Source organism: Robbsia sp. KACC 23696 (genome assembly GCF_039852015.1).
Classification (GTDB): domain Bacteria; phylum Pseudomonadota; class Gammaproteobacteria; order Burkholderiales; family Burkholderiaceae; genus Robbsia.
Window position 1 is genome coordinate 1 of record NZ_CP156626.1, and the last position, 13,603, is coordinate 13,603.

Here is a 13,603-nt window from a genome sequence, read left to right on the forward strand (position 1 = left end):
ATGATTAATTTTTGGCAACAATGCGCCGCGCAGCTCGAGCGCGAGCTGACTCCTCAGCAGTACCAGACTTGGATCAAACCGCTCGCGCCGGTAGATTTCGACGCGTCCACCAAGTTGTTGCGTATTGCCGCCCCGAACCGCTTCAAGCTGGATTGGGTCAAGAGTCAGTTCTCGGGACGGATCTCGGACATGGCGCGCGATTTTTGGCAGGCTCCCGTGGAAGTCCAGTTCGTTCTGGGCTCGCCCAATGGCGCCGCCATGCCCGCGAACGCGCCCAGCGGCGTGCGGATGCCGCTGCGCCAGGCACTGAACAGCGGCGGCCCCGGCACGCCCCTCGCGAATGGCGGCTCGCGCGGCAATGGCCAGGCGCCGGCGTCGCCCACCGGCGTGCAGCCGTCGCAAGTGCTGGCATCGCCTCCGGGCGAGCGCGGCACGGAAACCGCCGAAGCCGATCCCGATGCGCCCAGCCTGGACGCCGCCGAGGCGGCGGCGGCACGCCGTAACTGGCGCGCGCCGGCCGCAGGCGCGGAGAACACGCAGCCGGTGGATCGCTCGAAGCTGAACAATGCGCTGACCTTCGAAACCTTCGTGACCGGTAAGGCGAACCAGCTGGCCCGCGCGGCGGCAATTCAGGTCGCCGACAATCCAGGCATTTCCTATAACCCGCTGTTTCTGTATGGCGGCGTGGGCCTGGGTAAGACGCACTTGATCCATGCGATCGGCAACCAGATGCTGGTGGATAACCCCAGCGCGCGGATTCGCTACATTCACGCGGAACAGTACGTGTCCGACGTCGTGAAGGCCTATCAGCGCAAGGCATTCGACGAATTCAAGCGGTATTACCATTCGCTCGATCTGTTGCTGATCGACGATATTCAGTTCTTCTCCGGCAAGTCCCGGACGCAAGAGGAATTTTTCTACGCGTTCGAGGCGCTGGTGGCCAATCGCGCGCAGGTAATCATCACGAGCGATACCTATCCGAAGGAAATCTCGGGCATCGACGACCGACTGATCTCGCGCTTCGATTCCGGCCTGACGGTGGCGATCGAGCCGCCGGAACTGGAAATGCGCGTGGCCATCCTGATGCGCAAGGCGCAGACGGAAGGCGCGATGGTGTCCGAGGACGTCGCCTTCTTCGTGGCGAAACACTTGCGCTCGAACGTTCGGGAACTGGAAGGCGCGCTTAGGAAGATCCTGGCGTACTCGAAATTCCACGGCCGCGAGATTACGATCGAATTGACGAAAGAGGCGCTAAAAGACCTGCTAACGGTCCAAAATCGCCAGATTTCGGTCGAAAACATCCAAAAAACGACTGCAGACTTCTACAGCATCAAAGTCGCGGATATGTACTCGAAGAAGCGGCCGGCAAACATCGCCCGCCCGCGTCAGATCGCGATGTATCTAGCCAAGGAATTGACGCAGAAGAGCTTGCCGGAAATTGGTGAATTGTTTGGCGGCCGCGATCACACCACCGTGCTGCACGCGGTGCGGAAAATTGCCGAAGAACGCAGCAAGGATCCGCAGTTGAACCACGAGCTGCACGTGCTGGAACAGACGCTGAAGGGCTGATCGGCCTGCTGGCGTAGAAAGGGCGGCGCGGGGTTTCTCGCAGCCGCCCTTTGCTTTTTCTGGCGCGCGTTTTTGTTCGCGCGCCCGCGACATTCCCGTCGATTCCGATCATTTCTGGATTTTCAGAGGCTTACGTGCGACCGCTACCACGCAATTGCGGGAGCACTTGCCGCGAGTCCATGCCACGGCAAGCGTTGCCGTGCGCAATGCGCATTGATTAGGCCTATCCGGCCTGTTGAATCTCCTGTTTTATAAGGCTTTTCGGGCCATTTTGAGGCACAATACGGTATTGCGCCGGAAGAAGCGCGCATGGCCTCGGGCGAGGGTTTCCAGGTCGCTTTAAACGCTTCTGACGGGCGATTCGAACCTGAACTGTCAACCGCCGTGGCGCGGAGTTGTCGGCGGGTACGGTGGTTGATTGCCTCTACACAAGAAGGATGTCGAATGCTATTGGTCAAGACTGAACGGGATACGCTGCTGCGACCGCTGCAGACGGTATGCGGTATCGTCGAGCGGCGCCACACGCTGCCGATTCTCGCGAACGTGCTGATAAAGAAAAATGGTGCGTCGCTTTCCTTCCTGTCGACTGACCTCGAAGTTCAGATCACCACATCGGCCGAGTGCGCCGCGGGCGCCGATACGGCGGCCACGACCGTCGCTGCCCGCAAGTTGCTGGATATTCTGAAGGCCCTCCCGGGCGGTGACGTCAGCCTGACTCTTGAAGACAAGCGCCTGGCCGTGAAGTCCGGCAAGAGTCGCTTCGGCCTGCAAATGTTGGCCGCCGACGAATTCCCGACGCTTGCCAAGGTCGAAGAATTCGGTGCGACCTTCAAGGTGCCGCAACGCGCGATGCGCCAGTTGCTGTCGGCGGTGCACTTCGCGATGGCGCAGCAGGATATTCGCTACTACCTGAACGGGATGCTGTTCGTGGTGGAAGGCAGCAAGCTGATGGCCGTGGCCACCGATGGCCACCGTCTCGCTTACTGCTCGACGACGATCGAAGGCAACTTCCCGAAGCAAGACGTGATCGTGCCGCGCAAGACGGTGCTGGAACTGCAACGCCTGCTCGAGGACATCGACGATCCGGTCGAGATCGCGCTGGGTGCGTCGCAGATCAAGTTCCAGTTCGGCCCGGTCGAATTGATTTCGAAGCTGGTCGAGGGCAAGTTCCCGGACTTCCAGCGCGTGATCCCGAAGGGTCAGGACAACCATTTCCTGATCGGTCGCGAAGAATTGCAGCGCGCTTTGCAGCGTGCGGCGATTCTGACCACCGACAAGTTCAAGGGTGTGCGTTGGCAGGTGAAGCCGGGCGTGCTCGGCATCACCTCAAGCAATGCGGACCAGGAAGACGCCAGCGAAGAGCTGGAGATCGCGTACGACGGCGACGCGATCGACATCGGCTTCAACGTCAGCTATTTGCTGGACGTCTTGGCCAACACGAAGGCCGACATGCTGAACATCGGCATGAAGGACTCGAACTCCAGCGCCTTGATCACCATCCCTGAGAACGATGACTTCAAGTACGTGGTGATGCCGATGCGCATCTGACGTCCGCAGGTGCATGGCCGGGAGCGGCGGTGGGCGGCGAGGAAGGAAAAGGCGACACGCCTCCTCACGCCTGACATCCCGGCCGGGTCATCGGTCGCGGCAACGCTATGCGGTATCGGCGTTTGCCCATGCGGAACACCACCGCGTCGCGTGCCGATGCCCTCACAAGGCAGCAATAAAGAACCGGCGGAAAGACTTCTCCCCTCGCTTCAGATACCCGTGCGGCATCGCCGGGGAGAGGGGTTGTCCGCGGAAATGCCTAAGACGGGATGCATCTGGATTTTCTCCTTCCTGGCGTTGGAGTGCCGTCGCAGGATCGGAATGAACGCCAGTGCGGCACTGGCAGTATGCCGCACCCGTTGCGCTCCGTTTGCCGATCGCAGCGTCATATAGATGGGCAGGGCTTTTTTTACCGCCGTGCACCATCGAGCAGAACCGGAACAGAACATGACTGAACAGCAGAAACCGCAAGCACCGCAAGGCGACAACGCATACGGTGAATCGTCGATCCAGATCTTGGAAGGACTGGAGGCGGTACGTAAGCGCCCTGGCATGTATATCGGGGACACGTCCGACGGCACCGGTTTGCATCACTTGGTTTTCGAAGTGCTGGACAACTCGATCGACGAAGCCTTGGCGGGTCATTGCGACGATATTCTGGTCACGATTCACGCCGACAACTCGATATCCGTCGTCGATAACGGCCGGGGCATCCCGACCGGCATCAAGATGGACGACAAGCACGAGCCGAAGCGCAGTGCGGCCGAAATCGTGATGACGGAGCTGCATGCCGGCGGCAAGTTCGACCAGAACAGCTATAAGGTTTCGGGCGGTCTGCACGGCGTGGGCGTGTCCTGCGTGAACGCGCTGTCCGCCTGGCTGCGCCTGACGGTGCGCCGCGACGGCAAGAAGCACTTCCTCGAATTCAATCGCGGCGTGGTCATCAACCGCACGCTGGAACAGCGCGATGGCGAAACCGTCTCGCCGATTCCTGTCGTAGGCGAAGCCGAGCACAACGGTACGGAAGTGCACTTCCTGGCCGACGTCGACATCTTCGGCAATGTCGATTTCCACTACGACATCCTGGCGAAACGGATTCGCGAACTGTCCTTCCTGAACAATGGCGTGCGTATCCGCCTGCAGGATCTGCGGACCGGCAAGGAAGACGACTACGCGTTCGCCGGTGGCGTGAAAGGCTTTGTCGAGTACATCAACAAGTCCAAGCAAGTCCTGCATCCGACGATCTTCCACGCGGTGGGCGAGAAGGACAACGTCACCGTCGAAGTGTCGATGCAGTGGAACGACAGCTTCAATGAAAACGTGCTGTGCTTCACGAACAATATTCCGCAACGCGATGGCGGCACGCACTTGACCGGCCTGCGCGCGGCGATGACGCGCGTGCTGAACAAGTACATCGTTGAAACGGAAGCGGCGAAGAAGGCCAAGATCGAAACGGCTGGCGACGATATGCGCGAAGGCTTGTCCTGCGTGTTGTCGGTGAAGGTGCCGGAGCCGAAGTTCTCGTCGCAGACGAAGGACAAGCTGGTGTCGTCCGAAGTGCGCGCGCCGGTGGAAGAAGTCGTTGCGAAGGCGCTGGAAGACTATCTGCTGGAAACGCCGAACGACGCGAAGATCATCGTCTCGAAGATCATCGATGCGGCGCGTGCACGTGATGCAGCCCGGAAGGCGCGTGAAATGACGCGTCGGAAGAGCGTGCTGGATGGCGTGGGTCTGCCGGGTAAGTTGGCCGACTGCCAGGAGAAAGATCCGGCGAAGTCCGAGGTCTACCTGGTGGAGGGTGACTCCGCGGGCGGCTCGGCCAAGCAAGGTCGGGATCGGAAGTTCCAAGCTATCTTGCCGCTGCGCGGTAAGGTGCTGAACGTTGAAAAGGCACGCTACGACAAGTTGCTGTCGTCCGAGCAGATCGTGACCTTGATTACCGCGCTGGGTTGCGGGATCGGGAAGGACGATTACAACGTCGAGAAGCTGCGTTATCACCGCATCATCATCATGACCGACGCGGACGTCGACGGTGCGCACATTCGGACGCTGCTGTTGACGCTGTTCTATCGTCAACTGCCGGATCTGATCGAGAAGGGCTATGTGTATATCGCGCAGCCGCCGCTGCTGAAGATCAAGCACGGCAAGGAAGAACGGTATCTGAAGGATGAGTCCGAACTGCGTCAGTACAAGCTCAAGCTCGCGCTAAATGGTGCGGGACTGACGACGCATGAAGGTGCCGAGCCGATTACCGGTGACGCGTTGGGCGAGTTGGCACGAAGCTACCTCTTGTCTGAAGCGGTGATCGAGCGTATTCGCCGGCATGTCGATGCGGCGGCGCTGGAAGCTATCATGGACGGCGTTACCGTCAATCTCAGCGATAAGGAAAAGGCCGAAGCGTCTGCCGCTGCACTACAGGCTGCTATTACGGCTACGCCGTTGAAGCCGGAGATCAGCGTCACCACCATGCATGACGAAGTGCGTGAAACGTGGTCGCTGCGCGTTTCGCGTCGCCATCACGGGAACATCAAAATTTCCGTGATCGATCCTGAGTTCCTGGTGACTGCGGACTTCCGTCAGCTGGTTGCGACCGCGGATATCTTCCGAGGCCTGATCGGTGAAGGTGCATTGATCGCCCGCGGCGACCGCAATCAAGCCGTGACCGACTTCAAGAGCGCAATGAAATGGCTGCTCGCCGATGCGGATCGTGGCGTTGCCATCCAGCGCTATAAGGGGCTGGGTGAGATGAACCCCGAGCAGCTTTGGGAAACGACGATGGATCCCAATGTGCGTCGCTTGCTGCGCGTTCAGATTGAAGATGCAATTGCAGCGGATGGAATCTTTACGACGCTGATGGGGGATGAGGTCGAACCGCGTCGCGCGTTTATTGAGAGTAATGCGTTGCGGGCTGGGAATATTGATGTTTAATTGGTGTTGTAGCCATGGGCCGTAAAAGCTTTATAGAACTCGTCTGAACCACGCCGGGTTTCGTGGAGGCCGGTTGGTTTAAGTTAATACTGCCTCGGCGACGTTGATTTTGCCGTGACGGTAGTAGTTTGCCTCAGCTTCGGCTGGAGGGATATAACCGAGTGGCCCCATCAGACGATGATGGTTGAACCAAGCGACCCATTCCAACGTTGCGACTTCCACCGATTCGCGCGTTTTCCACGAACCGCGCCTGTGAATCACCTCTGCCTTGTACAATCCGTTGATGGTTTCAGCGAGCGCGTTGTCATAGCTATCGCCGCGACTTCCAACCGATGGTTCAATGCCCGCAGTACTTAATCGTTCGCTATAGCGAATGCTTAGATATTGAGATCCGCGATCCGAGTGATGCACCAATTTCTCATCGTTTGACGCTTGCCTTGCGTAAAGTGCCTGTTCTAAAGCATCCAAAACGAAATCGGTCGTCATCGAAGAGCTTACCCGCCATCCCACAATCCGCCGCGCGAAGACGTCAATGACGAATGCCACGTACAGCCACCCTTGCCAAGTAGACACGTACGTGAAATCCGAAACCCACAGCTGGTTCGGGCGTTCGGCCTTGAAATGGCGGTTGACGCGATCCAGGGGGCACGGCGCGCTCTGATCGGGTATCGTCGTGCGAACGCGTTTGCCTCGCATTACACCGCGCAGACCGTGTCGTTTCATTAGACGTTGCACGGTACCGCGCGCGACCGTAATCCCTTCTCGATTGAGCTGCTTCCAGACCTTCGGCACGCCGTAGACCTGACGGTTAGCCTCCCAGACCAACTTTACCTCTGGGCTGAGCATCTCGTCGCGTACTGCGCGGGGTGGGCGTTGCGAAGGATCCCGCAAACGCGCTGCATGGCGCCAGTAAGCCGACGGGGCCATCTGCAAAACCTTGCAGATCGGCTCGACCCCAAACGTGTCGCGATGCTGATCGACAAACGCCTTTAGGACTTCAGCCGGCGGTCGAGCTCCGCCTGGGCGAAAAAAGCGCTGGTGGGTTCAATGGGTCATTGCAACACCTTCCTATTAATATCGAATGAGGGAGGGTTGAAGAATGGCACAGATGGGAAGGCCTGGGTTGCCGACAGAAGGCAAGGCGGAAGTTTGGCGGAGGTGGCGCGCCGGAGAATCGTTTCTTGGCATCGGCAAAGCGCTGGGCAAACCAGCCGGATCGATCTACGGCGTAATCCGGCTATGCGGAGGTTACAGCCCTGCTGTGCGCAAGCGATCGTTGCGGGCATTGACTCTCAGTGAACGTGAAGAGATTTCGCGCGGCGTGTCAGCCGGGCTTTCCATTCGGGCCATAGCGCGTGAGTTGCATCGTGCGCCATCCACCATTTCGCGTGAGATTGCGCGTAACGGTGGAACGGGCCACTATCGGGCTCTGGACGCCGATGAGAGAGCCTTGAAGGTTAGCTTGCGTCCCAAAGATTGCCTGCTGGAGCGCAACCCGCGCTTGCGCTACGCTGTTGAACGGAAGCTCTCTCGCGAATGGTCTCCGGAACAAGTAAGCGGCTGGCTTAAGCTCCGATATACCGATGACGAGTCGATGCGCGTGTCACACGAAACGATCTATCGCAGCCTGTTTGTGCAGGCGCGCGGCGTTCTAAAGAAAGAGTTGCAGTATCATTTGCGCACGCAACGCAAGATGCGTCATTCGCGCTTCTCCAGCACCAAGGGCGCGCGCAACAAGATAGCTGGGGCTGTTTCGATTCATGAGCGCCCGCCCGAAGCGGCCGACCGCGCCGTGCCTGGGCACTGGGAGGGCGATCTTGTCAGCGGCGCGAACAATACTCACGTCGCCACGCTGGTCGAGCGGCGCTCAAGGTTCACCATCCTCGTCAAGGTTAAAGGCAAGGACACGGTGAGCGTTGTGGCGGGCCTTAAACGCGAGGTAAAGCGGTTGCCGCAGCATCTACGCAAGACGCTCACCTGGGACCGTGGCATGGAATTGGCAAACCACAAAGACTTCACGATCGCCACGGATGTGAAGGTCTACTTCTGTGACCCACGAAGTCCCTGGCAACGCGGCACCAACGAAAATACGAACCGACTTCTGCGACAGTATCTGCTCCATGGTACGCAGCTTGATCAATACTCGCAGGCGCAACTGAACAAAATCGCAGCGCGCCTCAATGAACGGCCGAGAAAGACCTTGGGCTTCATGTCTCCGGCCGATAAACTACGCGAGGCTGTTGCGACGACCCATTGAACCCACCCTGGCGAGCTTTAAGATCTCGTTGGCGCGGCGCAATTCCTTGACCTCGCGCTCCAGCGCTTTTACGCGCTCACGCTCGGTACTCGTCACGCCGTCACGCTCGCCCGAGTCGACCTCTTCACGCTGCACCCAGGCAAGTAACGTCGCGCTGGAACACCCGATCATGGGGGCAATCGACTCGACCGCCGCCCACATCGATGAATGCTCGCCGCGCTGTTCGCGAACTAGGCGAACGGCCCGCTCGCGCACTTCCGGGGAAAACTTCGATTTCTTGTTCATAGCTCCATTCTCTCAAAGATTGGAGCCTCCTCAAATCCGGCGCGGTTCAGTCACTGTCAAAGCTCACGACCGCGATTGAGGCCGATAAGCTTGATGCTTTAATTGATGACCTGAAGGCAAGCGATGCGCCGGTCATCTCTTCGAACTTGTGTGAAGCAATCGCTGGCATGTATGACGAGACCGTTGCGAATTCCCTTGATGTTAGTTTTGACTGGTCTTTGCTGCATGCCGTCCCTGAGATAGCCAGATCCTCAAGTCGCATCCGTATCCAACGGGATTATTTCCCGCGTATCGATGCGGTTCGCCGAGAGTTACGCTCCGTTGAGCTCGCGCGAGACGATACCTTTATTGGAACGGTCGAACGCCTTGATGGAGAGATTGAAGAGGATGGCCGACGTTCTGGTGACGTCATACTGTCTCTCTTGCTTCCCGACGAAGGGAAAACCGTTCGAGCCAAAATCGTATTGAATTCCGAGGACTACGAACGAGCAATTACAGCGCACAAAAATAGTGGTGCCTATGTGCGGGTTGTAGGCCGGCTTCGGCCGGGTCGGCAACCAAGGCAGTTATCTGATGTTACGTCGTTCGAATTTTTGACGCGGGAAACTGCCGTTTAAGTGGCGGCAACTGCTTTTGACAAAAGTGCTGCTTGGATCGGACTGGACACCGCATAACGACAGATGGGAGTCTTAGGAATTTTGTGTGTGAGGCTACCATTATGGAAATGGAGCAGTTATGCCACGCAAACCCAAGACACCACCTCGCGAACTGCCGTCAATCCCTAAAGAGCTGATTGATCAATTGGCATCAGGCCCGATGACTGTCGGTTCAATCGAGGATCTGTCCGCCGCTTTGAAGAAGGCACTCGAGCGCGCCTTGTGTGCGGAACTCGGTCAGCATTTGGGCTACGAGCCCAGGGGCTGAGAAGCCAGCAACAGCCACGAATCAGCGCAACGGGCATAGCGCTAAGAAGGTGCTGACATCCGACGGTCCACTGCATTTGCAGATTCCGCGAGACCGCGATTCAAGCTTTGGGCCGATCCTGATCCAGAAACACGAGCGCCGTTTTACAGACTTCGACGATAAGATTATCGCCATGTACGCACGCGGCATGACGGTGCGCGAGATTCAGGCGTTGTTGCAAGAGCAGTACGGCACGGAGGTGTCGCCGGAGTTCATCGGCTCGGTCACCGACGCCGTAATGGACGAGGTGCTTGCCTGGCAGAGCCGTCCGCTCGAGCCGATGTATCCGGTGGTCTTCTTTGACGCTTTACGGGTAAAATCCGCGCAGACGGCTTAGTCCGCAACAAGGCTGTCTATCTAGCGTAGGGCGTCCTACTGGACGGTTCGCGCGATATTTTGGGCTTGTGGATCGAGAACACCTAAGGCGCCAAGTTCTGGATGAAGGTCTTTAATGACCTTAAGACTCGCGGCGTTCACGACATCTTGATCGCCGTCACGGACGGTCTGCAAGGCATGGGGCAAGCGCTTGGAGCCGTGTTCCCGAAGACCACGTTGCAGACTTGCATCGTGCACCTAATTCGCAGCAGTCTGGATTACGCGAACTGGAAGGACCGTAACGCGTTAGCCACCGCGCTCAAGCCGGTGTACACCGCACCGAGTGCCCAAGCCGCTGCTGCCGAACTCGATTCATTCGACGAAGGCGAATGGGGCCGTCGATATCCGACAGTCGCAGCAGCATGGCGAAGAGTGTGGGAGCGGGTGATCCCCTTCTTTACCTTCCCGCCGGCCGTGCGCAAAGTGATTTACACAAAGAACGCACTTGAGCGCGTGAATGCGGGCCTGCGCAAGATCATCCGCACGCGCGGTCACTTCCCAAGCGATGAAGCGGCGACGAAGCTGCTGTGGCTGGTATTACGCAACATCACCGCTGGCTGGACGCGTGCCGCACACGACTGGAAAGCCGCCATGAATCAATTCGCGATACTGTACGAGGAGCGCTTCACGCACCCTTACGACGGAGATATCCTCACACCGCTGCCCGCTGAAAAGCGGGTCGCCTTAACCGCCTCGAACACAAAAAATCTGACAGTCCCCGCATCGAGATCTCCCCATTCCCAATTACACGCACAGGCAGCAAACTTGCCTGTACCAATAGCGCATCGAACCGCACCAACCGGCCAGCACGTAGCGCCTAGTCAAACACACAAAACAAAAATCTGCTGTTTTCCGGAAAACAGCAGATAGCAAAACTGCGGCGTGTCGTCTAAGCTCCCTCGTATGGAGTACCCTCTGCATCAAAGGCAACAAGCCTTCGATGATACGTATCACGATCGACGCATCTCAGAGATCACTTCGCGACAATACGAAGAAACCTTGCTATAGGCCAACGTCTCGTCATGCAGCGCAATAGACCGCTCATCAGGCTATCTCAAGCGGCTTTTTATTCGCTTGATGCGTTCACAGTAGCACGCCTCTTTGATCAACTTCAAGATATCATCCACAGCCCATCAAAACGACTTCGATCCCATTATTTGCTTAATTCGCTCTCCTTATATTAATGTATCCCCGTACCTTGTCAATCCGGATCCAAGTCCCCCCCAACCCTGGATGCCGGCCTACCACAGTGGAAAAAAGGAATAGAACTATGACGACGCACGACATCATCAAAAATCTCGAAGCGGAAAAGCGCCGCGCCTCAGAATCCGACGGCATCGAGGAAATGACGCAAGCTGAGCTCGAAAATATATGCGGCGCCGGTTCCGGCGGATTCGTTAACGCAACGTGGAACAAGTCTTTCTGATTTCTAAACCGTAATTTTCGGTGCATAGGCATGGGTCCACATGGCCCCATGCTGTTACCAAGGAGCGGCGTCGCCCGTGAATCATATAGAGATCATTCTGAAGGTTGCGGAACGCTGCAATCTGAACTGCCGCTACTGTTATTTCTTCAATAAAGAGAACAAAGACTTCGAGGATCATCCAGCACTTATCGCCACCGACACCATTCATCATCTCGTCCGGTTTCTACGTAGCGCACCGTATGATCTATCCGAAACCATATTCCAGATCGACATCCATGGGGGCGAGCCTCTACTGATGGGCACGAGACGATTTTCTGCGATGGTCTCGCTCATCTCAGACGGTCTCCACGATGCACAAGATGTCCGCTTCACGGTCCAAACGAATGCGGTCCTGATCAACGACGCTTGGATCAATGTCTTCGAAAAACATAACATCTTCGTCGGCATTAGTGTGGATGGCACCAAGGCACACCATGACGCAAATCGCATTGATCGACGTGGACGGGGCACCTACGACAGCATGGTGCCAAAAATCGCAGCAATCAAAAAAGCAAGCAGCGAGCGACGTATTCCTGGCTTTGGATCGATCTGCGTGGTAACGCCCGAATCCGATGGTCGCGACACTTACATCGCACTCGCATGTCAATTAGGCTTCGACAGGATGCAGTTTCTCTTTCCTGATGACACCCACGACTCGTTTAACGTCGCCCACACGGCACACTACGTAAAGTTCGTCGAAGATATATTCGACTGCTGGGAACACGATAACCGCAAGGTGCGTATCAAGCTGGTCGATCAGACAATGCGCGCGCTGTTACACGACAAAACCCTTCGTGCGAATAATCCAGGCGTATCGCATGCGGATATCGTTGTATTCACCCTATCGAGTGCAGGAGATCTGGGCCATGACGACACGCTCCGCAACGTGGTGCCAGAGTTGTTTAATTCCGGGATGAATGTATCAGCTGCAGCTTTTCCCAAGTTCCTTGCTTGGCACAAAATGATCTCGCGCATCGTCCAACCCTCTTATCTTGCCACATCCTGTGCTGCGTGCGGATGGCGCAACGTATGCGAGGACGTCAGCCGTTCCTACACACCCTTACATCGGATGCAAAAGCGTATCGCAAACCAGCCTTCTATCTATTGTGAGGCATTGCAGAAGGTCTACGGACGATCTGCATCCTATCTTGCGAAACGCGGCGTCCCTATACAGACGATATCCCAGAATTTGAACACGCTTCATGTAGAGAACGTGCGATGAAATGGTCGCCAATCGCTGTATTGACCTTCTCGTTGACGGTGACGGGCGCTTCGCATGCCAGTCGCACGCACGGAGAAAGTTGCGCCAATGATCTGTCACGCGGCAGAGCCTATTTCGAGAGCACGATCGAATACGACGATCTAATGAGTAAAGCAAACCCGACGGTACACGTCTGGATTAATGGCAGGCCTGCAAAGATGATGTTCGACACTGGCGCCAATGCAAACATCCTATGGGACAGCGGTTTTTTCCCACAGGCGCTTGGCGAGGACGCACTCGACGTCGATGCCCACGTCGCGTCAGCCCGAGCAAAAAAAATTTCGGCTGAAGTAGCGGATGGCTATGGGAACGCATTTCATCGAGATTTCTATATCCCATCCACAGCATCTATCCTGGCCCGCGACGGTTATGCGGGCATACTGAGCCCTCAGGCCATTGCCGGACATAGCGCTTTGCTGATCGACTTTGAAAAGAACTGCTTTTTCACAAGTGCACCGTTTCCCATTCGCGCTAGCAATGAATTGAAGATATATCCCGGAAAGATCATCGAAAATCCGTACAGAGAAATGGCGGTACAGGCGAAACTCGGCAACGTCATAGTACCCTTTATCATCGACTCCGGCGCACAACACACGATGGTTTTGACATCCCTCGTCGCCTCGGCACCGGAGGGGAAAGAGAGTCCACGCGCGATGGATATGTACGGCGCAGAACTACCCCGCTCCTCGCCGTTTCGACTCATCGACTTAAATTTGAATGGTGAATATTTTCATGGGCTTCCCGTCTCGTCTATAAAGAAGATACACAGCAAGGGGGTCTATCGGGCCGGCTATATCGGCATGGATGTGCTGAAAAATCACCTCATTTACTACCATGGTCCGCAACACACCCTTCTCACGCTACGTCGCCTCTCCTTGTTGAATCCGATGCCCTTGACCGACAAGACCACTGCCCCGGAAACGTGACACTGCCGACATCTCCTTTTCGGATG

8 protein-coding genes, 3 pseudogenes and 1 other annotated feature are annotated in these 13,603 nt (G+C 56.9%); of the genes and pseudogenes, 9 read left to right on the forward strand and 2 right to left on the reverse strand.

Annotated features, from left to right (window positions below; genetic code table 11):
- From dnaA to gyrB, 3 genes are all read left to right on the forward strand, one after another.
- Positions 1-1,569 carry a chromosomal replication initiator protein DnaA gene (gene dnaA / locus ABEG21_RS00005; RefSeq protein ID WP_347555271.1) on the forward strand — a complete coding sequence of 523 codons (1,569 nt, stop codon included), beginning with the start codon at positions 1-3 and terminating at the stop codon, positions 1,567-1,569.
- A gap of 444 nt (positions 1,570-2,013) precedes the next feature.
- Positions 2,014-3,117: a DNA polymerase III subunit beta gene (gene dnaN, locus ABEG21_RS00010; protein WP_347555272.1), complete on the forward strand. Its 1,104-nt coding sequence runs from the start codon at positions 2,014-2,016 to the stop codon at positions 3,115-3,117.
- Between the two features lie 447 nt (positions 3,118-3,564).
- Positions 3,565-6,045 carry a DNA topoisomerase (ATP-hydrolyzing) subunit B gene (gene gyrB / locus ABEG21_RS00015; protein WP_347555273.1) on the forward strand — a complete coding sequence of 827 codons (2,481 nt, stop codon included), beginning with the start codon at positions 3,565-3,567 and terminating at the stop codon, positions 6,043-6,045.
- A gap of 78 nt (positions 6,046-6,123) precedes the next feature.
- Here gyrB and ABEG21_RS00020 read toward each other — a convergent pair.
- Positions 6,124-7,077 (reverse strand): annotated as a pseudogene (locus ABEG21_RS00020) (IS3 family transposase); the annotation flags it as partial.
- Positions 6,964-7,080 (reverse strand) — a sequence feature (AL1L pseudoknot). Its footprint overlaps the pseudogene before it by 114 nt.
- A gap of 64 nt (positions 7,081-7,144) precedes the next feature.
- On the opposite strand from ABEG21_RS00020, the gene ABEG21_RS00025 reads away from it, so the two are divergent.
- Entirely contained in the window at positions 7,145-8,302 is a 1,158-nt protein-coding gene (locus ABEG21_RS00025) for an IS30 family transposase (RefSeq protein ID WP_347555274.1), read from the forward strand.
- 9 nt (positions 8,303-8,311) lie between these two features.
- On the opposite strand, the pseudogene ABEG21_RS00030 reads toward ABEG21_RS00025, so the two are convergent.
- Positions 8,312-8,587, reverse strand: a pseudogene (locus ABEG21_RS00030) (transposase); the annotation flags it as partial.
- A gap of 167 nt (positions 8,588-8,754) precedes the next feature.
- Here ABEG21_RS00030 and ABEG21_RS00035 point away from each other — a divergent pair.
- The 5 genes and pseudogenes from ABEG21_RS00035 (at position 8,755) to ABEG21_RS00055 (ending at position 13,577) form a co-directional block, all read left to right on the forward strand.
- Entirely contained in the window at positions 8,755-9,204 is a 450-nt protein-coding gene (locus ABEG21_RS00035; protein ID WP_347555275.1) for a hypothetical protein, read from the forward strand.
- Between the two features lie 118 nt (positions 9,205-9,322).
- A pseudogene (locus ABEG21_RS00040) lies at positions 9,323-10,552 on the forward strand (IS256 family transposase); the annotation flags it as partial.
- 643 nt (positions 10,553-11,195) lie between these two features.
- Complete coding sequence (locus ABEG21_RS00045) at positions 11,196-11,351, forward strand: hypothetical protein (RefSeq protein WP_347555276.1); 156 nt, start codon at positions 11,196-11,198, stop codon at positions 11,349-11,351.
- A 76-nt stretch (positions 11,352-11,427) separates the two neighbouring features.
- A complete protein-coding gene (locus ABEG21_RS00050) occupies positions 11,428-12,612 on the forward strand; it encodes a radical SAM protein (protein WP_347555277.1) in 1,185 nt (394 codons plus the stop codon).
- The gene (locus tag ABEG21_RS00055; RefSeq protein WP_347555278.1) at positions 12,609-13,577 is read left to right on the forward strand and encodes a hypothetical protein; all 969 of its coding nucleotides are present in this window, start codon (positions 12,609-12,611) and stop codon (positions 13,575-13,577) included. Before ABEG21_RS00050 ends, ABEG21_RS00055 begins: the two co-directional genes overlap by 4 nt.
- Positions 13,578-13,603 lie beyond the last annotated feature (26 nt).